The sequence below is a fragment of the Mycobacterium neumannii genome, from assembly GCF_002245615.1.
GTDB lineage: Bacteria > Actinomycetota > Actinomycetes > Mycobacteriales > Mycobacteriaceae > Mycobacterium > Mycobacterium neumannii_A.
On the sequence record NZ_NKCO01000013.1, the window covers coordinates 59140 to 80255 of the forward strand.

Below are 21116 nucleotides of genomic sequence, written 5' to 3' on the forward strand. Positions count from 1 at the left end.
CTCACGGCCGCCACCCGGTTGTGTCGGCCCACTCCCACGCACGCCGGTAGGCATCGAGGAACCAGGGCTCCTTCGCGTCGGCATAGGCGCCCGTGTGTACGTGCCCCTCCTCGGCGACACGCCGCTTCAACGCCAGGTAGTCGGCCTGGACGCCGGGATTGGCACGCATCCAGTCCACGAACAGCAACGCGAACTGCTGGCCCGGCCATCCGTCGACGCGGATGTGAACGTTGGTCGGCCGCCCCGGATCGGCTGAGCAGTGAATCCGCTTGTGCCACAACGCATCATCGTTCGAATGATCGAACTCGGCGACCGTGCTGCGGGCATCCGGCTTGGCGACGTCGGCGGTGGCTTGTCCGCGCACGTAACCCGCGCCGGTCAGCGCGTCGTCCAGTTCGTCGGCGTCCGCGAGCGAGGCGACCGTCACCTGGACGTCGATCACGTCCTTGGCGTCCATCCCCGGCACCGCCGTGGAGCCGACATGGTCGACGCGGACGGCGCGGTGCCCGCATGCGGTGTTGAGCCGAGCCACGATGCGCCGCGCCTGATCGGGCCACGTCGGGTCGAATGGCACCAGGACCGGCTTGGAGTGGGCCGGCTGCTTTTCGTGCAGGTTGTGGGCGAACGGCCGGATCCGCTCGTGCCACAGCGCGCGGGCCTGCTCGACCAGTTCACCCGCGGTGCCCGAGTTGTCGAGCCAGACGTCGGCGACGGCGCGGCGCTGCTCCTCGGTGGCCTGCGCGGCGATCCGCGCCCGGGCGTCCTCTTCGGTGAAGCCGCGGTACTCGAGCAGGCGCTTCACTCGCACCTCTTCGTCGGCGTGGACGATGACCACCACTGGAAACATCGGAGCCATACCGGATTCGACGAGCAGCGGGATGTCCTCGATGATCACGGCGTCGTCGGCCGCGGCCGCGATGAGCTCGGACCGGCGGTGGGCCACCAGCGGATGCACGATCCCGTTGAGGGTTTGACGCTTCTGTTCGTCGCTGAACGCGATCGCTGCCAGCGCGGGACGGTTCAAGGCGCCGTCCTCGTGCAGGATCTCCCTGCCGAACGCGTCGACGAGCTTGGCCAACCCTTCGGTCCCCGGTTCGACGACCTCGCGGGCGATCACGTCACCGTCGACGACGATTCCGCCCAGATCGCTAAAAGTCGAAGACACGGTCGATTTTCCGGCGCCGATACCGCCGGACAGCCCAATGCGCAGCACCGCACCAGTCTGTCAGGGCCGCTCGACGACGAAGGCCCCGGCTCGATGAGCCGGGGCCTTCGGTCGTTACGAGTTAGGCGTTGCCTGCGAGCTTCTCACGCAGCGCCGCGAGTTGGGCGTCGCTGGCCAGCGAGCCGCCTGCCGACTGCTCCTCGCCACGCGAGGCGCCGTTGGACCTGGAACCGGACGCCTCAACAGCTTCTGCTTCAGCAGCGGCGAACTTCTCCATCTGCGCGGTGTGCATCTTGTGCCGGCGCTCGGCCTCGGCGTAGCGGGACTCCCACTCCTCACGCTGCTTCTCGAAACCCTCGAGCCATTCGTTGGTCTCGGAGTCGAAGCCCTCCGGGAAGATGTAGTTGCCCTGCTCGTCGTAGCTGTCGGCCATGCCGTACTTGCTGGGGTCGAACTCCTCGGTGTAGTCCTCGTTGGCCTGCTTGAGGCTCAGCGAGATACGGCGACGCTCCAGGTCGATGTCGATGACCTTGACCATCGCGTCGTCGCCGACCTGCACCACCTGATCGGGGACCTCGACGTGGCGCTCGGACAGCTCGGAGATGTGCACCAGGCCCTCGATGCCCTCCTCGACGCGGACGAACGCACCGAACGGCACCAGCTTGGTGACCTTGCCCGGCACGATCTGGCCGATCGCATGGGTGCGGGCGAAGTGGCGCCACGGGTCTTCCTGAGTCGCCTTGAGCGACAACGAGACCCGCTCGCGGTCCATGTCGACGTCGAGCACCTCGACGGTGACCTCGTCGCCCACCTGAACCACCTCGGACGGGTGGTCGATGTGCTTCCAGGACAGCTCGGAAACGTGCACCAAGCCGTCGACGCCGCCGAGGTCGACGAACGCGCCGAAGTTGACGATGCTGCTGACGACGCCCTTGCGGATCGCGCCCTTCTGCAGCTGGTTGAGGAACTCGCTGCGGACCTCGGACTGGGTCTGCTCCAGCCATGCGCGGCGGCTCAGCACGACGTTGTTGCGGTTCTTGTCGAGCTCGATGATCTTGGCCTCGATCTCCTTGCCGATGTACGGCTGCAGATCGCGGACGCGACGCATCTCGACCAGCGACGCGGGCAGGAAGCCGCGCAGGCCGATGTCGAGGATCAGGCCGCCCTTGACGACCTCGATGACGGTGCCCTTGACGGCCTCGTCCTTCTCCTTGAGCTCTTCGATGGTGCCCCAGGCGCGCTCGTACTGAGCGCGCTTCTTGGACAGGATCAGACGGCCTTCTTTGTCCTCCTTGGTGAGGACCAGGGCTTCGACCTCATCGCCCACGGAAACGACCTCGTTGGGGTCGACGTCGTGCTTGATGGAAAGTTCTCGGGACGGGATGACGCCTTCGGTCTTGTAACCGATGTCGAGCAGGACTTCGTCCCGGTCGACCTTGACGATGGTTCCCTCGACGATGTCGCCATCGTTGAAGTACTTGATGGTCTTGTCGATGGCGGCGAGAAAGTCCTCGCTCGAGCCGATGTCGTTGACGGCTACTTGCGGCGAGGTGACGGAGGGACTTGGCATGTGGTGGGTTGCTCCGGACAGGTTTGATCGTAGGGACTTAGGACATTCGAGTTATTGGCTCGGCGCGGGCGCCGACATCGTGCTCTGCACCCGCCGCGGAAGATGACGAAACCCACAGACAGGTACCCGTAGAGGCTACTCGACTGGGCACATGCTGGACAAACTCGGTCCCCACCGGCCGCTAGTCTGCTCTGGTGTCACATCCCGGCGCCCCGCATCACCCCTGGCTGCCTGCCCCGCCGTTTCAACGCAAGGTCCGCAAGGTCGGGGCGCCGCTGGCGGTGCTCATCCTGCTCGCCACCGTGGTCGGGCTCATCATCATCGGGCTGACGGCGCTGAACCCTGTCGGGGCCGGGATCGGGCTGGTGCTGTCGAGCCTGGCCATGGTGGTCGTGGTCCTGGCATACGTGTGGCTCGACCGCTTCGAGCCCGAACCGCCGCGTCTGTTGGCCTTCGCGTTCCTGTGGGGCGCCTCGGTCGCGGTGGTGTTGTCGGTGATTCTCGGCCTCTACCTCGAGTCGTTGATCGTGACGGGTGACTCCGACGGGGTCAGCGCGGTCTCGGTGGTGGTCATCGCCCCGGTCATCGAGGAAGCGGCAAAAGGCGCGTTCCTGTTGGTCATGATGACCGGCCGGCGCCGCCGCGAGCTGAACTCCCTGACCGACTGCCTGGTCTACGCGGGGTTGGTCGGCGCGGGATTCGCCTGGCTGGAGGACATCCTCTACATCGCCAGCGGTGAATCACTCGGAGACTCGCTGCTGACAGCCGCGCTACGACTGGTCATGGCACCGTTCGCGCATTCACTGTTCACCACGTTCTTCGGGATCGGCGTCTACTTCGCCCTGCACCGCCGCGACGCATCCGCCAAGGCCGGCGCCGTTCTGCTGGGCTACCTGGCGGCGGTCTTCACCCACGCACTGTGGAACGGTTCGTCGCTGCTGGGCGTCGAGTGGTATCTCGGGGTGTACCTGTACTGGATGATGCCGCTGTTCGCGCTGGCGATCGTCCTGGGCGTGCAGAGTCGCCGTCGCGAGCAGGCGATCGTCGCCAGCAAGCTGCCCGGCATGGTGCAGGCCGGTCTCGTCACATCCGCCGAGGCCGCCTGGCTGGGCTCGCTACGGCACCGCAAGCTGGCGCTCGCCCAGGCCGCGCGCCAGGGAGGGCGCCCCGCCCGCACCGCGGTCAAACGGTTCGCCGGCCAGGTCGTCGAGTTGGCGTTCGTGCGAGACCGCATCGATCGTGGGTTCAGCGATCCGCGCGTGCAGGCGATGCTGGTCGAGGAGACATACGCGCTCTACGCCGCCCGCGCGGCCGCGCCGGTGCTGCAGGCGATGGCCGGCTATCGCGGCGGGCGCTGACCGGCTCACCGCCTGCGCAACACCCAGCCGCCGGGGCGCCGGAACGCTTGCCACAACACCAGGCCGGCCTGCAGGCCGAGCGCGACCGAGATCATCGAGATGAATGTGACGCCCAGCGCGGAGTCACCGTCGGCGCCGAACAATTCGGCGATTCCGATCAAACCCATCGAGCCTGGGACCAGGAGCCAGAAGCCCGGCAGAATCAGGGTGAGCGCCGGCGGCGCTCCTCGGCGCCGGCTCAACAGCAGTGCACCCACGGTCAGCACCACGCCGCCACAAAAGCCGCTCGCGTAGCTGCCCAGCACCAAATCGCCGACGTACTGAGCGGTGAAGGCGGCGTAGGAGACCACCAGCAGCCACGGCAGAAACGACGTCGGCGGCCCGAGAAACAGCATGACGCCGACGGCGTAGACCGCGACCCCCAGCCAGGGGGCCCACGGCCCCAGTTTGTTCAACGGCTCGGCGCTCAGATGCGATACGTCCTCGCCGAGCAGCTGGGCGGCGATGAGGATTCCGAACGCCAACTGGGCCAATTGCGCGAACCCGGCCACCAGCCGACTGGAACCCGACACCGCGTCTCGGGCGGTGACCTCGATGACCGCCAGAGTGATCGCGGCGCCGGGCAGGAACATCGCCAGCGGGGGGATCAGCGCGCGCAGCCCGATGTGGTCGAGCCCGAGGTACTCGGCGACGGCGATACTCACCGCGGCCACGGAGAAAGCGCTGACAACCGGCAGAAGCTGGGCGAGCACACCGAAGCGCTGCCCCACCATGGCGAAAATCCCGACCATCAGACCGAGCGCGGTGGCGCCGAGCAGGTTCAGCGGCGTGGGCTCGAGCACCAGACCCAGACCGGCGCTCCACACTCCGTATCCCAGTACGGTCAACCACGGCCGGAACCGGGGCCGCAAGGCCAGGATGCGGTCAAGTTCGGTGTCTCCCCCCGCGGGATCGATCGCGCCGCGCATGGCGTCGGAAACCAAGCGCGCCAACGGGAAAGCTTGGTCGAAACGCACATCGCGATCCAGATGGGCCGACTTCACGATCGTTCCCGAGCCGGTCGCCGGGCCGACGACCTGCACGGTGTTGGGTAGCACGATCACTTCGTTGGGAACGCCGTAAGCGGCGGAGGCGCGGCCCAGCATCTGCCGGATCAAGGTCACCGGGTAATTCGCCGCGGCCATGGCCACACCCAGTCGGGCCAGGAACCGGATTTCGTCGTCTGTGGTCTTGCTGTCCATCACGCGCCCGTGTCGGACCGTACCCGACGACCGGCTCGCTAGTGGGCTGCGGCGTCCCAGCTGCGCCCGTAACCGACGCTGACCTCCAGCGGCACGTCCAGCGGGTAGGCGTTGCCCATCTGCTCGCGGACCAGCGCCTCGACCGCCTCGCGCTCCCCGTCGGCGACCTCGAACAGCAGCTCATCGTGCACCTGCAGCAGCATCCGCGACTTCAGCCCCGCCTCTTTGAGCGCCGTGTCGACGTTGATCATCGCCACCTTGATGATGTCGGCGGCGCTGCCCTGGATCGGCGCGTTGAGCGCGGCACGCTCGGCGGCCTCGCGCACGTTGCGGTTGCTGCTGTCCAATTCCGGCAGGTAACGCCGCCTGCCGAACACCGTCGACGTGTAGCCGTCCTTGCGCGCCTGGTCCACCACGTTGCGCAGGTAGTCGCGCACCCCGCCGAAGCGGTCGAAGTACTGTTCCATCTGGACCTTGGCTTCTTCGGTGGAGATCTTGAGCTGGGCGGCCAGCCCGTAGGCGCTCAGGCCGTAGGCCAGCCCGTACGACATCGCCTTGACCCGGCGCCGGAGTTCGGCGTTGACCTCGTCGATCGGCACCGAGAACGCCCGTGATGCAACGAAGGAGTGGAGGTCCTCTCCAGTGCGGAAAGCCTCGATCAGGCCCTCATCCTTGGACAGGTGGGCCATGATGCGCATCTCGATCTGGCTGTAGTCAGCGGTCATCAGCTCCGCATAACCCTTGCCCACCACGAAGGCGTCGCGGATCCGGCGGCCGGCGTCGGTGCGGATCGGGATGTTCTGCAGATTCGGCTCAGTCGACGACAACCGCCCGGTCGCCGCGATGGTCTGGTTGAAGGTGGTGTGAATGCGTCCGTCGGACGCCACCGAATTGAGCAGTCCGTCGACAGTGACCTTCAGTCGCGTCGCATCGCGGTGGGTCAGCAGATGTTGCAGGAACGGGTGGCCGGTCTTGTCGAACAGGGATTGCAGCGCGTCCGCGTCGGTGGTGTACCCGGTCTTCGTGCGCTTGGTCTTGGGCATCTCGAGTTCGTCGAACAGCACCACTTGCAGCTGTTTCGGCGAGCCGAGGTTGATCTGCTTGCCGATCACCGCGTAGGCAGCCTCGGCCGCGTCGCGGATGTGGTCGGCGAACTCGCTCTGTAGCTGCCCCAGTTGCTCGAGGTCCACCGCGATGCCCGCGGTCTCCATCTCGGCCAGCACCCGCTGCACCGGCAACTCCATGTTGCTGAGCAGAGCCAGCGAGTCGATGCGGGCGAGTTCCTCGTCGAGCGCGTCGGCGAGGTCCATCACCGCGCTGGCCCGCAGGATCACGGTCTGCACGGCCTGGTCATCGACGCCGTCATTGTCGTCGAGCAGCGAAAGTTGTTGTTGCTCTGGGTTTTCGGCGCGTAGCTCGCGCTTGAGGTAACGTAACGAGAGGTCGTCGAGCGCGAAGCTTCGCTGGCCTGGCCGGACCAGGTACGCGGCGAGCGCGGTGTCCGACGTGACGCCGGCGAGCTTCCAGCCTCTGCCTTCGAGGTCGTGCATCGCCAGTTTGGCCTCGTGCAGCGCTTTGGGCGGTCCAGGGTCGGCCAGCCACGACGCGAGGGCGGCCTCGTCGTCGTCGGTCAGCGCGGCGGTGTCGATGTAGCGCCCGTCGCCGTCGGCGGCGACGATCGCGAGCGCGGTCGCGTCCGCGTCGTAGGCCAGGTGCGTGCCGACGACCGCCATGCCGAACCGCTTGCCCGAGCTGTGCTCGGCCAGCCACGCGGCCAGCTCGCCCGCTTCCAGCGCCCCGCCGCGCACGTCGAAGCCCTGGTCGACCTCGGGATCGGCCGAGGCCAGGGTGTCGAACAGCCGATCGCGCAGAACGCGGAACTCCAGGTCGTCGAACAGCCGGTGGATCTGGTCGCGGTCCCACGGCTGCATGCGCAGGGTGTCGGGGGTCTGCGGCAGCGGGACGTCCCTGACCAGATCGGTCAGTTCCCGGTTGAGCACGACGCTGGACAGGTTGGCCCGTAACGCGTCGCCGACCTTTCCCTTGACGGTGTCGACGTTGTCGACCAACGCCTGCAGCGAACCGAACTCCGCGATCCACTTGGTCGCCGTCTTCTCACCGACGCCGGGGATGCCGGGCAGGTTGTCGCTGGGGTCGCCGCGCAGCGCCGCGAAGTCCGGGTACTGCTGCGGGGTCAAGCCGTACTTGTCCAGCACCGCGTCCGGGGTGAACCGGGTGAGCTCGCTGACGCCCTTGCGGGGGTACAGCACTGTGACGTCATCGCTGACCAACTGCAGCGAGTCGCGGTCTCCGGAGACCACCAGCACCCGGTAACCGCCCTGCTCGGCCTGCGTGGCCAGGGTGGCGATGATGTCGTCGGCCTCGAAGCCCGGTTCGGCGAGCACGGTGATGCCCAGCGCGCCGAGCACCTCCTTGGTGATGTCGATCTGGCCGCGGAACTCATCGGGCGTCGACGAGCGGCCGGCCTTGTACTCGGGGTACTTGTCCACGCGAAACGTCTGGCGCGACACGTCGAACGCGGCGGCGATGTGGCTGGGCTGCTCGTCGCGCAGCAGGTTGATCAACATGGCGGTGAAGCCGTACACCGCGTTGGTGGTGAGCCCGCCCTGGGTCTTGAAGTTCTCGGCGGGCAGTGCGTAGAACGCCCGGTATGCCAGGGAATTGCCGTCGAGCAACATCAATGTCGGCTTCTGGTCCGTCGGCTGGGACGCCGTCTTCTTGCCGGTGGCGGTGGTGGCAGGGCTCACGGCCCTAACTCTAGGCACCGCCGCCGACATCGAGGCCACCGCCGCGGCGACCGCCGCGGCGACCGACGTGGCCCGCGGACGTGGCCCGTGGATGTGCGGTTTCATCCGCGACTCGCCGGCGCGGTCGGATGAATTAGCACGCTCACGACGGTCAGACCATGTCCCACTGAACTGGAACACGTTTCAGTTCTGCCGCTCCACTCGGTACTCTGAGCGGGTGTCAGCTTCCACTCAGCCCGCGATCGACGGTTGGTTCGCCACCGACGGGTCCGGAGCGCCCTATCTGATCGGCGGCAAGTGCCACCAGTGCGGCACGTATGTGTTTCCGCCCCGCGCCAACAACTGTCCCAATCCCGCATGCGACGGTGACGAGTTGGCGCAGGTGCCGCTGTCGCGGCGCGGAACTCTGTGGAGCTACACCGAGAACCGTTACGCTCCCCCACCGCCGTACCCGTCGCCGGATCCGTTCGAGCCCTTCGCCGTTGCCGCGGTGCAGCTCGCCGACGAGGGTCTGATCGTGCTCGGCAAGGTCGTCGACGGAACGTTGGCCGCCGACCTGAAGGTCGGTATGGAGATGGAGCTGACCACGATGCCGCTGTTCGTCGACGACGACGGCGTCGAACGCGTCGTCTACGCATGGAGGCCTGCGTCATGAGTCCCGAACCGTTGTACATCCTCGGCGCCGGCATGCACCCGTGGGGCAAATGGGGGCGCGACTTCACCGAGTACGGCGTCGTGGCCGCGCGGGCCGCACTGGCCGAGGCGGGCCTGGACTGGCGGCAGATTCAGCTCGTCGCGGGAGCGGACACGATCCGCAACGGCTACCCCGGATTCGTGGCCGGCTCGACGTTCGCCCAGAAGCTCGGCTGGAACGGTGTGCCCGTGTCGTCGAGTTACGCCGCGTGCGCCAGCGGTTCTCAGGCCCTGCAGAGTGCCCGCGCCCATATCCTCGCCGGATTCTGCGATGTGGCGCTCGTGATCGGCGCCGACACCACCCCGAAGGGCTTTTTCGCCCCGGTCGGCGGTGAGCGTAAGAACGACCCCGACTGGCAGCGCTTCCACCTGATCGGCGCCACCAACACCGTCTACTTCGCCCTGCTGGCGCGCCGGCGCATGGACCTCTACGGAGCCACGCTGGAGGACTTCGCCGCGGTGAAGGTGAAGAACGCCAAGCACGGGTTGGACAACCCGAACGCGCGCTACCGCAAGGAAGCCACGATCGACGACGTACTAGCCAGCCCGGTGGTCTCCGATCCCCTACGGCTGCTTGACATCTGCGCGACGTCGGACGGCGCGGCCGCGCTGGTGGTGGCGAGCAAGTCGTTCGCCGAGAAGCATCTGGGTTCGGTCGACGGCGTTCCGTCGGTGCGCGCCGTCAGCACGGTGACACCGCAGTACCCGCAGCATCTGCCCGAATTGCCGGATATCGCAACGGATTCCACCGCGGTGGTGGATGCGCCCGAGCGGGTCTTCAAGGACCAGATTCTCGATGCGGCCTACGCCGAAGCCGGCATCGGGCCGGAGGACTTGAGCCTCGCCGAGGTGTATGACCTGTCCACCGCGCTCGAACTCGACTGGTACGAGCACCTGGGCCTGTGCCCGAGGGGCGAGGCCGAGCAACTGCTGCGCAGCGGTGCGACGGCGATCGGCGGGAAGATCCCGGTCAACCCGTCCGGCGGCCTGGCGTGCTTCGGCGAAGCCATTCCGGCGCAGGCCATTGCGCAGGTGTGCGAGCTGACCTGGCAACTGAAGGGACAGGCGACCGGCCGCCAGGTCGAAGGCGCCACGGTCGGTGTCACCGCCAACCAGGGCCTGTTCGGGCACGGCTCGTCCGTGATTGTTGCTCGCTAGGCAGTTCGAACCGTACGGCCCCTCCTACTGGGGCGCCATCACCGTGTTCATGGTCGGCGCCTCCGTGCTGGTGTGGGCGGGTCGCCGGCAGACGGACGCGCAGGCGCAGCGGTGGGGCCGTGCGCTCGGCGGGCTGACCGCGCTGATCTACGCTGCGATCCTGGTCTACAACCTGGTGCCGCCGACCCTGGCCGGTTCGGTGCCGCTTCAGCTCACCGACCTGGCGACCGTCGTCGCGGCCTACGCGCTGTGGTCCCAGCGGCAGTGGGCGTATGCGCTCACCTACTACTGGGGTCTGGTGCTGAGCGTGCAAGCGTTGATCTCACCGGTGTTGCGGGGCCCCGACTTTCCGCACTACCGCTTCCTGGCGTTCTATGCGATCCACCTGCTCGTGGTGTGGGCGGCGATCTATCTGACGTGGGGCCGCGGCTTGCGGCCCGACTGGCGCGACTACCGACTGGCGGTGGCGGTCACCAGCGGGTGGGCGGTGGTGACCGTCGTGTTCAACAGGATCGCCGACACCAATTACGGCTTCACGAACCACAAACCGGAGACCGCGTCGGCGTTGGACATCCTCGGGCCATGGCCGGTCTACATCGTGAGTACTGCGGCCCTGGTCTTCGCCGTGTGGGCGTTGATGACATGGCCCTGGGTGCGACGGCGATGATCGTCGTCGTCCGGGTCAAGCCCGGCAGCGCGAAAGGCCCGCTGGTGGAGGTCGACGACGCCGGCGAGCTGACGGTCTACGTTCGGGAGCGAGCCGTCGAGGGCAAGGCCACCAGGGCCGTCACCAAACTGCTCGCCGCGCACCTGGGTGTCGCGCCAAGCCGGCTCAAGCTGGTATCGGGCGCCGCGGCGCGGATCAAGCGCTTCGAGGTCAGCTGATCAAGCGACACCGAGGTAGGCGGCGCGAATGCTGTCGTCGTTCAACAACTCCCGGGCATGCCCGGTGCGTGTGACCTCACCGGTCTCGAGGATGTAGGCGCGGTCCGACCGGCTCAGCGCCTGCTGCGCGTTCTGCTCCACCAGCAGCACCGTGGTGCCCTGTTCGTTGATCTCCGCGATGATCCTGAAGATCTGCGAGATCACCATCGGCGCCAGGCCCATGGACGGCTCGTCGAGCAGCAACACCCGCGGCCTGGCCATCAGCGCCCGGCCGATCGCGAGCATCTGCTGCTCGCCACCCGACAGCGTCCCGCCGACCTGGCTGCGGCGTTCGGCCAACCGAGGAAACGTCTCCAGGATCCAGTCCAGTCGTTGCCTGTGCTCAGAGCGGGAGGGGAATTTACGGCCGTAACAACCCATTTCGAGGTTTTCCACGACCGTCATCCCCGGGAACACCCCCCGCCCCTCTGGCGCCTGCACCAGCCCCTGGATCACGCGTTGATGGGCCTTGACCTTGCTGATGTCCTGACCCTCGAACCATATCGAGCCCGACGTCAGGGGCAGGAGCCCCGAGATCGCACGCATGGTGGTCGTCTTACCGGCGCCGTTGGAGCCAAGTAGCGTGACGAGTTCACCCTCGTGGACCTTCAGCGAGATACCGTGCAGTGCACGGATTCTGCCGTACTGCACGACGATGTCGCGCAGCTCGAGGATGACGGGCCGTTCGGGGGCCTGCTCAGTCGGCCCTTCATTCGAGGCTGTCATCGGGCACCCCCAGATAGGCTGCGATGACCTTCGGGTCCTCGCGGATGTCGGAAGGCAGGCCGTCGGCGATCTTGCGCCCGAACTCCAGCACCACGATGCGATCGGTCACGCCCATCACCAGCCTCATATCGTGTTCGATCAGCAGCACCGTGTAGCCGTCGTCGCGGATCTTCTGGATCAGTTCGATCAAGGCGGCCTTCTCGCGCGGGTTGAACCCTGCGGCCGGTTCGTCCAGACACAGCAGTTTGGGTTCGGTGGCCAGCGCCCGGGCGATCTCCAGCCGGCGCTGATCGCCGTACGACAGGTTCTTCGCCTTCTCCTCGCCGCGGTTCGCAATCCCGACGAAATGCAGTAGCGCCGAGGACCTCTCGATGGCCGACCGCTCCTCGCGGCGGTGGCGCGGGGAGCGGACCAGCGCACCCGGCACCGAGGTGAAGTGCCTGGCGTCGGTGCCGACCATGACGTTCTCCAGGGCCGTCATCTCGCCCCACAATCGGATGTTCTGGAAGGTGCGGGCGATACCGCGGCGGGTGATCTGGTGGCGTTTGATCCGGCCCAGCGGCGCGCCGTCGAACGTGACGGTGCCCGACGTGGGTCGGTACACGCCGGTGATCGCGTTGAAGCACGTGGTCTTGCCTGCCCCGTTCGGCCCGATCATGCCGAGAATCTCACCGCGGCGGATGTCGAAGGACACCGAGTCCAGCGCCGTCAGCCCGCCGAACTTCATCGTGAGATCGGTTGTCCGCAACAGGATTTCACCCTCTGCGGCCTGGATCTCGCGGTGTACACCCGCCAACTCTTCGATGGTCATCGCGCCGACTCCTTCTCCGGCGAGCGCAGCAGGTCGCGGGCGGCCTTGCCGTAGGCCAGCAATTGCGCTCGCGCCGGAAACAGACCCTGCGGCCGGAATATCATCAACACCACCAGCGCCAGCCCGAAGAACAGGTACTTCAGGTCACCGAGGTTGATGCCGAGAAACTCCACCCCCAGCAACCGGTTCGGCAGGTAGACGATGATGAACGCGCCGACCACCACGCCGAGCTTGTTGCCCTGCCCGCCGAGCACCACCGCGCACAGGAACAGCATCGAGTTGATGATGTTGAACGTCGGTGGGGCCACGAACTGCACCTGACCGGCGTACAGCGCGCCCGACAGCCCACCGATCGCCGCGCCGATGACGAAGGCCCACAGCTTGAACCGGAACGTGTTGACGCCCATCACTTCGGCGGCGTCCTCGTCCTCGCGGACCGCGATCCAGGCACGTCCCACGCGGCTGCGTTCGAGGTTGCCCACCAGGACCAGGATCCCGATCATCAGCACGATGCCCAACCAGAACCACCACGTCCCGTAGTTGGCGTCGCCCGCGGAGTTGCCGCTCGAGAAGACGCCGTCGGGCACGCGTTCGCTCGCCCCGACTCGCGGGTAGGCGACCTCGTTGAGGCCGCGCGGCCCGTTGGTCACCTCCGAGAGGTTGTCGGCCAGCAGGCGAATGATCTCGCCGAACCCCAGTGTGACGATCGCCAGGTAGTCGCCGCGCAACCTCAGCGTCGGCGTTCCCAGGATCAAACCCGTCAGCGCGGTGATCGCCATCGCCAGCGGTACACACGCCAGCCACGCCCAGTCCTCGTTGAACCACCCCGTGGCGCCCATCTTGTTCCACGGACTGTTCGGACTGGTCAGCAGCGCAACGGTGTACGCGCCCACGGCGTAGAACCCGACGTAGCCGAGGTCGAGCAGACCGGCCTGGCCGACCACGACGTTGAGGCCGATCGCGATGATCGCGACCATCGCGAATTGCGCCATGGTGCCGCCGAAGCTGATGTTCGGCGTGTTCAGGAAGGGCGGCGGAAACAGCGGCAGCAGCGCGAGCAGGCCGAAGGCGATTAACCCGAAGCCCCACTTCTGCACGCGGGAAAGCCCGTCCCACCAACGACGCAGTGCGTCGCCGGGTGCCAAGACCTTCTCGCTGGCCCTCATGCTCGCGCCTTCCCGAGGCTTTCGCCGAGTATCCCCGTCGGCCTGAAGAACAGAACGAGAACCAGCAGCACGAAGGCGACGACGTCACGCCACTGGGTCCCGAACACGGCCTGCCCGTAGTTCTCCATGATGCCGAGCAGCAGCCCGCCCAGCAGGGCGCCGCGCAGGTTGCCGATGCCGCCGAGGACCGCGGCCGAGAACGCCTTGATGCCGAGCAGGAAGCCGCCGGAGTAGATGATGCCCTGCGGCACCTTCAGCGTGTACAGCAGCGCGGCCGCCCCGGCCAGCAGGCCGCCGATCAAAAACGTCGTCATGATGATGCGTTCGCGCGAGACGCCCATCAGGGTCGCGGTGTCCGGGTCCTGGGCGACCGCCCGGATCCCGCGCCCGAACCTGGTCCGGTTGATGGTCAGATCGGTCATCAGGGCGAGAACCAGCGCCGCGCCGACGATGATCAGCGTGATGTTGGAGACCGCGGAACCGAACACCGTGAACTGGGTTTCGGGTGCGACGAGCCGGATCGGTTGTTGGGCATTGGATCCGCCGTACCCGTCGATGATCTTGGGCAGGATGAAGTGCACGAACTCCTGCAGCACGAACGACATGCCGATCGCGGTGATGAGAAACGACAGTCGGTCGGCCTTGCGTCGTCGCAGCGGTCGGTAGGCCACCGCCTCCAGGCCGACCGCGGTGGCACCGGACACCGCCATCGCGAACAGCATGGCGATACCGAGATACAGCACCGTCAGGGCGATGCCCCTGTTGTAGGTGTTACCGCTCGGTGTGAAACCCAGGATCATGTCGAGGCAGAAGTACGCGCCGAACATGCCGAACATGAACACTTCCGAATGCGCGAAGTTGATCAGCTTCAGCACGCCGTAGACCAACGTGTAGCCGACGGCCACCAGCGCGTAGATGGCGCCCCACGACAGTCCGTCGATCGTCAACTGCCAGAAGCCGTCTCGCAACCCGTCGAGGTTGAAGCTGATGTTGGCGGCCAAGCAGGTGTACTGGTCGACGCACTCGGGTGGGATCCCGGTCATCCGGTGGCGGCTCCTCGCGGGAACGGGCCTCTAGCGAAAACGCGTCCGAGCCTTTCGGTCTCGGACGCGTTCGCCTCAGCGGCTATTGAACTTTGTAGATCCAGATCAAGCTGGTGGTCAGCTCGCCGTTCGGAGTCCACTGGTACTGCCGGGCCACACCGCGACCGTCGTAATTGCGGACGAAGTCGAGCAGCGCGGGGCGGGTAACGGCGCCCGAGTCGATGCCCTTCAGCAGGATGGTGCCCAGGTCGTAGCCCTCGCTGCTGTAGGTGCCCGGTGCCTGGTTGAACTTCTTGGTGTACTCGTCGGCGAAGCCGCCGGTGGCCGGGCCGCACGGGCAGGACAGCACGGCGTCCTTGGCCGCGTCGCCGGCCTGCTTGACGAACTCGGGATCCTTGGTGCCGTCGGCGCTGGCGAACGTTCCCTCGTACCCGCCGTCCCGCAGCTGCTGCACGAACGGCGCCGCTTCGGCGTAGTAACCGCTGAAGAACACCGAGTCGGGGGTGGCGCCCTTGATCTGGGTCACGGCCGCCGAGAAGTCCTTGTCGCCCTTCTTGACCGAGATGTTGCAGGACGAGTCGGCCACCGGACCCAGCGTCTGACGAACGGTCTGCGCCAGGCCCAGGCCGTAGTCCGTGCTGTCGTCGACGACGCAGACCTTCTTGTGGCCGAGGGTGTTCTTCAGGTAGTTGGCCACCGACGGGCCCTGCACGCCGTCGTTGCCCAGACCGCGGAAGAAGGTCCGCCAGCCCTTGTCGGACAGCGTCACGTTGGTGGCCGAGGCCGTGGCGGCGACGAGACCGGCCTGATTGAAGACGTCGCCGGTGGCCATGGTCTCACCGGAGAACGCGGGACCGATCAGGCCGATGGTGGAGGCGTCGTTGATGATCTGCGGTGCGATCTGGGTGGCCTTCTGCGGATCGCCCTCGGTGTCGAAGGTCTTCAGCTGGACCTGGCAACCCGGGTTCGCGGCGTTGTGCTTGTCCACGGCCAGCTGGATGCCGTTCTTGATGTTGATGCCCAATGCCGCATCGGGACCGTTGAGCGCTCCGGCCATCGCCAGCGACACCGGCGGGCACTGCGCGTTGCCGTCACCGGCGGGGTCGGCAGGCGCGGCGCTCTCGTCGGCCTTGACCTCGGCGCCGTTCTCGTCGATCTGTACCTGTTCGACGATCTTCAGATCGGTCTGTGCCTCACCGCCCTCGGTCGGCTCGGCCTGTTGGCAGCCGGCTATGCCGAGCACAACCAGACCAGCGCTGCTGATAGCAAATGCTTTCCGTGCCATGCGACCGCGCACGCTTCACCTCCGGGTCGTTGTGTTAGTCGGCTCCGGCGCCTCGGCCCGGCGGGCGGGGGCGGCGACGTTCCGGGAAGACCATAGCCAACGCTCGGCGCTGGTGCGCGGTGTTGAACGACGCGTCGCGGCCGTCGCGGTCAAACCGCGCCATCGGAAACGCACTTTTTACGGGGTGGCGAAGTTAGCTCGACTCCGGCGCGTCGCTCGGTGTGTCGAGGGTTTCGAGGACCACTTCGGCGACGCGTTTCATGGTGGTGCGCCGGTCCATCGCGGCACGTTGAATCCACTTGAACGCCTCGGGCTCGGTCATCCCCTGTTTGGCCTGCAGCAAACCTTTGGCCCGTTCGACGAGCTTGCGCGTCTCCAGCCGGTCGGCCAATGTGGCCACTTCCTGCTCCAGCGCGGCGATCTCGCCGAAGCGGCTCACCGCGACCTCGATGGCCGGGATGAGGTCGGTGACGGTGAAGGGTTTGACCAGGTAGGCCATGGCACCGGCATCCCTGGCGCGTTCGACCAGTTCTCGTTGGCTGAACGCGGTCAGGATGACGATCGGCGCGATGCGCTTGCTGGCGATCTCGGCCGCCGCGTCGATGCCGTCGCGACGGGGCATCTTGACGTCCATGATCACGAGGTCGGGCTTGAGGCTCTCGGCGAGATCGACGGCCTCCTGGCCGTCGCCGGCCTCGCCGACGATCTCGTAGCCCTCTTCGCGGAGCATCTCGGCCAAGTCCATCCGAATCAGCGCTTCGTCCTCGGCGACGAGCACACGGCGGGCCTTACCGGCCTCTGGCGGTGCCCCAGCAGCGGTTGCCATGGAAGCCATTGTGGCGGTAGCGGTGCCGTTCAGCGAGTTCGGGGCATCATCTAAGGTGGTAAGCCGCGCAACAGAGCCGTCCAACTACTACAGCCCTCGTAGCCCAATTGGCAGAGGCACACGACTCAAAATCGTGACAGTGTGAGTTCGAGTCTCACCGAGGGCACCGAGAATCAGCAGGTCGATCCGGTTCGGCGTTACGCTCTAGTCGTGGAGATGAGGCTGCGGCCGGTCTGCGTGCCCGATGTGGCGCTGGAGAACCGGACGCCCGCCCGGGTTCGGCACCAAGCGGAAAGGTCCGTGCGACGCCGCCGGGTGCTCGACGTCACCGCAATGATCAGCGCGGCGATCAGCGCCTTCTTCGGTTTTCAGGGTCTGCTCGTCGGTGTCGAGGTGTGGTGGATCCCGGTACTCAGCCTCGTCAGCGCCGTGGCGTTCGCGACGATTCCGCTGCTGTGCCGGTTCGGCGAACTCGTCGCACCGCTGGTGTTCTTCGCCGTCGCGTACGTGACCATCGCGATCCAGTGCATACAGTTGGGCACCGGGTCGGGGCTGCAGTTCTACTTCGTCGCCGCCGCCGCGATCGTGGTGGTCATTCTCGGCATCGACCACATCGTGCTGGCTTCCGTACTGGCGGCGTTGGGCGCGGCGACGGTCGTGGCGCTGGAGTACCTCGTCCCCGAAAACACCGGCATTCAACCGGATTGGGCCCGGACGACCTCGTTCGTCCTCACCGTGGCCACGGCGTGGATCCTCGTCGTCGCCACGCTGTGGTTCGCGCTCCGGGAGCTCCGCCGGGCGCGGTTGGCGATGGAGGCCGAATACGAACGGTCCGAACGTCTGCTGGCGAACATACTGCCCGCGACCATCGCCGAGCGGCTCAAGGACCCGACCCGCACGGTCATCGCCGACAGGTACGACGACGCGTCGATCCTGTTCGCCGACATCGCCGGGTACACCGAGCGGGCCAGCGACACGAATCCCTGCGATCTGGTGCGCTTCCTTGACCGGCTCTACACGGATCTGGACGCACTCGTCGACCGTCACGGGTTGGAGAAGGTCAAAACCAGCGGCGACTCGTACATGGTGGTCAGCGGTGTGCCGCATCCCCGGCCGGATCACGTCGAAGCACTGGCGTGCCTGGCGCTCGACATGGCCGACGCCGTCGCCGACCTGCGTGACCCGCGCGGGCGCAAGGTGCCGTTGCGGATCGGCCTGGCCGCGGGACCGGTCGTCGCCGGGGTCGTCGGGGCCCGCAAGTTCTTCTACGACGTATGGGGCGATGCGGTCAACGTCGCATCCCGGATGGAGACCACCGACGTCGAAGGGCGCATTCAGGTGCCCCAGGACGTCTACGAACGCCTGCGCAGCACCTTCGTGCTGGAGCCTCGTGGTGAAGTCGAGGTCAAAGGCAAGGGCGTCATGACGACGTGGTACCTCGTCGGACGTCGCGACGACTCGGCCGTGCGCGACGCGGTGGAACTCGAACCGCTCAGCTCTCGACCTCAGTCGGTTTGAGGCGCTCGGCCAGGGCGGCCAGCCGCCAGAGGGTTTCGCGGTTACGGGGGTAGACGGCGAGGTCGGTCAGCTTGTTGGGCATCACCGCGGCTGGACCGCTCACCGGGACTTCCGTCATCTCCACCCGGCATCCGTCGGGAATCTCGAACAGCCGCAGAGTGATTCGCGCGCCTCCGAAAGGCCGGCCCTTGGCGTGCAGGACCAACTCCTCGGGCGGCACACTCTTCTCCACCACGGTTTTATCGTCGAGCAGCAGGGGCCAGACGCCCACCGAATGGCGGATCTCGGATCCGGGCGCCGGCCAGTTCGGGTCGACAGCCCGCATCCGGCTGTTGCCGACCACCCATTGCGAGTAGGTCCACCCGTCGGCCATGACGTCCCAGACCTGCTGACGGGAGGCGTGAATATCGCGTGTCACAGTCACGGCGGGAGATATACCCCGATCGCGGAAAACGACTCACCTTCGCGACTGTGCCGTTGCATACGCAAAACGCCGCGACCGGCGTAGTGAAACGCACGGTCGCGGCGTGGGGGTCCCTCTAGACCTTGCGGTTCTCGGACTTGATCAGCCAGGCCAGCTTCTCGAGACCCTCGATCAGCTGATGGAGGATGTCGGCGGAGGTCGGGTCCTCGGCGTCCACCGCGTCGTGAACCTGACGCATGGTGTCGACCGCGGCGTATACCCGAGCCGTGATCAGGTCGACCGCGTCCTGCGTGCTCACCGCGTAGGCGGGGAACTGCGGCAGAGTGGTGCCGGCGGTGACCGTATCCGACCGGCCATCGGGCCAGGCCTCCATCGCACGCATCCGCTCGGCGATGGTGTCGCTGCCCTCACGGGCGAAGTCGACGAGTTCGTCGAGTTGTAGATGAAGGTCGCGGAAGTTGGTGCCGACGATGTTCCAGTGGGCCTGCTTACCCTGAAGATGCAGCTCGATTAGATCGACCAGAACCCGCTGCAGGCTGTCGCTGAGTTCCGGCGAGGCCTCGAAAGCCTGGATGTCTGCTTCTGAACGACGTGTTGTTGTGGTCATGATCGCTACAACGCCTCCTTTTCTGGACTGATTCCAGTTTAGCACATTTCCTGGTCAGAGGTCATTTTGTTGGTCTTGCCTGTCCAAGAGGCGGGCATATCCGGCGCCCATGCCCAACAGCACCAGGCCGACGACGATGAACACCACCACCCGGAAGATCCCGTCGAGCGTGCCCAGGTCGAACAGGAACAACTTCGCCACCGCCGCGGCCACCAGCGCCAGTCCCCCGGCGATCGGAACCGAGCGGTCGGCTCGTGGCAACCGCGCCGCGTAGCCGAACAACGCCGCGGCCAGACCGATCCAGCAGATGGTCGCCGCCATGTGACCGGCGTAGAAGCCGCTGTCGGTGCCGCCAACCAACACGCCGGTCGTGACGGCGAACGTGGTGACCGCATATCCGGCCACCGCGGCCGCGACCGCCCACCAGGCCGAGTTTCTGCGGTCGAACGCCCACACGATCGTCACCGACCACGCGATCAGCAGGACGCTGGCGATCAGCGTCGACGCCGCCACCCCGCCGCTGGTCGCCGTCCCCCGCATCAGCGTGTCCGGCGGGGCCCAGTTCAGGTAGTAGACGGCGCCCACGACCGCGAAGCCGATCGAGATCGCCTTGGCCATGACGAGCTGCCGTCCTGCCGTCGCGACCACCAGCGCCATCGCCAGCAGGACCGGCCCCGCGATCGGGCCGTCGAACGCCACCACCACCGCGATCAGCGCCGATAGTGCGGAGAGCACCGTCCAGATGCGCTGCACCGCGCCGTCCACACCCGGCAATCGGTCGCTGATGAGCACGATGGCAAGCAGTCCGGCCGCCAGTGCGGCCGCCATCAGCGCTGCGACGATGCGGTCGACGGCCAGCGCGACCGACAGCACCGGCAGCAGACCTGCCCCCGTCAGCACGGCCATCGCCGACTTGTTGGCCGTCCCCGGCAGCAGGATCAGCGCGCCGGCGATCGCGAGCAGCGCCGCGATGGCGCACGCGCCGACCAGCCACAGATCGCGGCCGTCGTCGAAATACACGCCGATGAGCGCCACCAGCAGCGGCAGTGTGCCGGCCGCGATGCGGGCGGCGTGCAGCCAGAGCCAGTCCTTGCCGATCTGCACGGGCAGCGAGGCCGCGGACAGCGCGAGCATGAACGCCACGAGCAGCAGCGTCACACCCCCGACCACGATCGGCGCCAGCACCAACAACGGCACCAGGACGAGCAGCCCCAGCTGCTCGGAGTTCCAGCGCCGGGCCAGCGTGAGCCCGCCGCCGCCGATCAACGCGGCGAGTACCAGTCCAGCGGGCGCGGCCACCCAGTCGTAGATCGTGGTCAACGCGATGACGTCCATGTACGCCGCGGCGATACCGGTCGCCGCCAGGGCGACGGCCCCGGTGCGGCCGCCGGGCCTGCGATACAGCCACCAGCCTGCGCCCACAAGCCCACCGGCCAGTACCGCCCCGGCCGCGACGCGGATCTCGGGCCTCAACAGGCCCGCCTGCGCGGCCAGCACGAGGAGGAACACCACCCCGATCAGCGTCACCGCGACACCGACGACCGCCAGCAGCTTGCCGATCCAGCCTTCGCCCCGGGATGAAGGCGGAGGCGGTGGAGGTGAAGACGCAACGGGCGCAGCGTGATGCGACGGATGCTGCGGCGGCGCTGGGTAGGCATGCGGCTGGTACTGCGGCTGGTATTGCGGTAAGGACGTCAGCTGCCGGTCAAGTTCGGTCAAGTCCGACGACACCCGCGCCAGGTACGCAGAGATCGCGGCGACATCAGCGGACAGGCGGGCGACGACGGCACGCTGCGGTTCGGTCATGCAGCCATCGTCACAGCACGACGGCGT

19 protein-coding genes and 1 tRNA gene are annotated in these 21116 nt (G+C 67.0%); 7 read left to right on the plus strand and 13 right to left on the minus strand.

All coding sequences use genetic code 11. The features are described 5' to 3' along the window. Position 1 precedes the first annotated feature (1 nt). Positions 2–1213 carry a dephospho-CoA kinase gene (gene coaE, locus CEX88_RS16150; protein ID WP_094294257.1) on the minus strand — a complete coding sequence of 404 codons (1212 nt, stop codon included), beginning with the start codon at positions 1211–1213 and terminating at the stop codon, positions 2–4. A gap of 73 nt (positions 1214–1286) precedes the next feature. After that, positions 1287–2735, minus strand: coding sequence for a 30S ribosomal protein S1 (gene rpsA / locus CEX88_RS16155; protein WP_066850194.1), 1449 nt, complete (start codon positions 2733–2735; stop codon positions 1287–1289). Between the two features lie 191 nt (positions 2736–2926). On the opposite strand from rpsA, the gene CEX88_RS16160 reads away from it, so the two are divergent. After that, positions 2927–4093 (plus strand): PrsW family intramembrane metalloprotease, encoded by a 1167-nt coding sequence (locus CEX88_RS16160; protein WP_094294258.1) that lies wholly within the window; start codon positions 2927–2929, stop codon positions 4091–4093. A 5-nt stretch (positions 4094–4098) separates the two neighbouring features. On the opposite strand, the gene CEX88_RS16165 is transcribed toward CEX88_RS16160, so the two are convergent. Then, entirely contained in the window at positions 4099–5334 is a 1236-nt protein-coding gene (locus CEX88_RS16165) for a threonine/serine exporter family protein (protein ID WP_094294259.1), read from the minus strand. Between the two features lie 38 nt (positions 5335–5372). Continuing rightward, positions 5373–8033, minus strand: a complete 2661-nt coding sequence (polA, locus tag CEX88_RS16170; protein WP_202931530.1) for a DNA polymerase I — start codon at positions 8031–8033, stop codon at positions 5373–5375. Positions 8034–8319: 286 nt separating this feature from the next. On the opposite strand from polA, the gene CEX88_RS16175 reads away from it, so the two are divergent. From CEX88_RS16175 to CEX88_RS16190, 4 genes are read left to right on the plus strand one after another with little or no spacing between them, the layout of a single operon-like run. After that, complete coding sequence (locus CEX88_RS16175; protein WP_094294261.1) at positions 8320–8757, plus strand: Zn-ribbon domain-containing OB-fold protein; 438 nt, start codon at positions 8320–8322, stop codon at positions 8755–8757. Beyond that, complete coding sequence (locus CEX88_RS16180) at positions 8754–9953, plus strand: lipid-transfer protein (protein WP_094294300.1); 1200 nt, start codon at positions 8754–8756, stop codon at positions 9951–9953. The genes CEX88_RS16175 and CEX88_RS16180 overlap by 4 nt, the downstream gene beginning before the upstream one ends. Beyond that, a complete protein-coding gene (locus CEX88_RS16185; RefSeq protein WP_476638873.1) occupies positions 9943–10620 on the plus strand; it encodes a YwaF family protein in 678 nt (225 codons plus the stop codon). The genes CEX88_RS16180 and CEX88_RS16185 overlap by 11 nt, the downstream gene beginning before the upstream one ends. Next, the gene (locus tag CEX88_RS16190) at positions 10617–10838 is read left to right on the plus strand and encodes a DUF167 domain-containing protein (protein WP_082961878.1); all 222 of its coding nucleotides are present in this window, start codon (positions 10617–10619) and stop codon (positions 10836–10838) included. The genes CEX88_RS16185 and CEX88_RS16190 overlap by 4 nt, the downstream gene beginning before the upstream one ends. Here CEX88_RS16190 and CEX88_RS16195 read toward each other — a convergent pair whose 3' ends face one another. From CEX88_RS16195 to CEX88_RS16220, 6 genes are all read right to left on the minus strand, one after another. Further along, positions 10839–11603: an ABC transporter ATP-binding protein gene (locus CEX88_RS16195; protein WP_094294263.1), complete on the minus strand. Its 765-nt coding sequence runs from the start codon at positions 11601–11603 to the stop codon at positions 10839–10841. It lies immediately after the preceding gene. Beyond that, positions 11587–12414: an ABC transporter ATP-binding protein gene (locus CEX88_RS16200; RefSeq protein ID WP_094294264.1), complete on the minus strand. Its 828-nt coding sequence runs from the start codon at positions 12412–12414 to the stop codon at positions 11587–11589. Before CEX88_RS16200 ends, CEX88_RS16195 begins: the two co-directional genes overlap by 17 nt. Further along, positions 12411–13580 (minus strand): branched-chain amino acid ABC transporter permease, encoded by a 1170-nt coding sequence (locus CEX88_RS16205; protein WP_094294265.1) that lies wholly within the window; start codon positions 13578–13580, stop codon positions 12411–12413. The genes CEX88_RS16200 and CEX88_RS16205 overlap by 4 nt, the downstream gene beginning before the upstream one ends. Beyond that, a complete protein-coding gene (locus CEX88_RS16210; protein WP_066850210.1) occupies positions 13577–14623 on the minus strand; it encodes a branched-chain amino acid ABC transporter permease in 1047 nt (348 codons plus the stop codon). The genes CEX88_RS16205 and CEX88_RS16210 overlap by 4 nt, the downstream gene beginning before the upstream one ends. A gap of 82 nt (positions 14624–14705) precedes the next feature. After that, positions 14706–15920, minus strand: coding sequence for a branched-chain amino acid ABC transporter substrate-binding protein (locus CEX88_RS16215; protein WP_094294266.1), 1215 nt, complete (start codon positions 15918–15920; stop codon positions 14706–14708). Between the two features lie 181 nt (positions 15921–16101). Then, complete coding sequence (locus tag CEX88_RS16220) at positions 16102–16734, minus strand: ANTAR domain-containing response regulator (RefSeq protein ID WP_094294267.1); 633 nt, start codon at positions 16732–16734, stop codon at positions 16102–16104. A 92-nt stretch (positions 16735–16826) separates the two neighbouring features. On the opposite strand from CEX88_RS16220, the gene CEX88_RS16225 reads away from it, so the two are divergent. Together CEX88_RS16225 and CEX88_RS16230 are read left to right on the plus strand one after the other, a co-directional pair. Then, positions 16827–16900: transfer RNA gene (locus CEX88_RS16225), tRNA-Leu, on the plus strand. A gap of 50 nt (positions 16901–16950) precedes the next feature. Continuing rightward, on the plus strand, positions 16951–18252 hold the full coding sequence (locus tag CEX88_RS16230) for an adenylate/guanylate cyclase domain-containing protein (RefSeq protein ID WP_094294302.1): 1302 nt from the start codon (positions 16951–16953) through the stop codon (positions 18250–18252). Here the strand turns inward: CEX88_RS16230 and CEX88_RS16235 are convergent. The 3 genes from CEX88_RS16235 to CEX88_RS16245 all read right to left on the minus strand — a co-directional run bounded on the left by CEX88_RS16235 (position 18227) and on the right by CEX88_RS16245 (position 21089). Then, a complete protein-coding gene (locus CEX88_RS16235; RefSeq protein WP_066850218.1) occupies positions 18227–18676 on the minus strand; it encodes an SRPBCC family protein in 450 nt (149 codons plus the stop codon). The genes CEX88_RS16230 and CEX88_RS16235 overlap by 26 nt on opposite strands. Before the next feature lie 115 nt (positions 18677–18791). Continuing rightward, positions 18792–19283, minus strand: a complete 492-nt coding sequence (locus tag CEX88_RS16240) for a Dps family protein (RefSeq protein WP_094294268.1) — start codon at positions 19281–19283, stop codon at positions 18792–18794. Positions 19284–19337: 54 nt separating this feature from the next. Beyond that, complete coding sequence (locus tag CEX88_RS16245) at positions 19338–21089, minus strand: DUF2339 domain-containing protein (RefSeq protein WP_094294303.1); 1752 nt, start codon at positions 21087–21089, stop codon at positions 19338–19340. Positions 21090–21116: the final 27 nt, after the last annotated feature.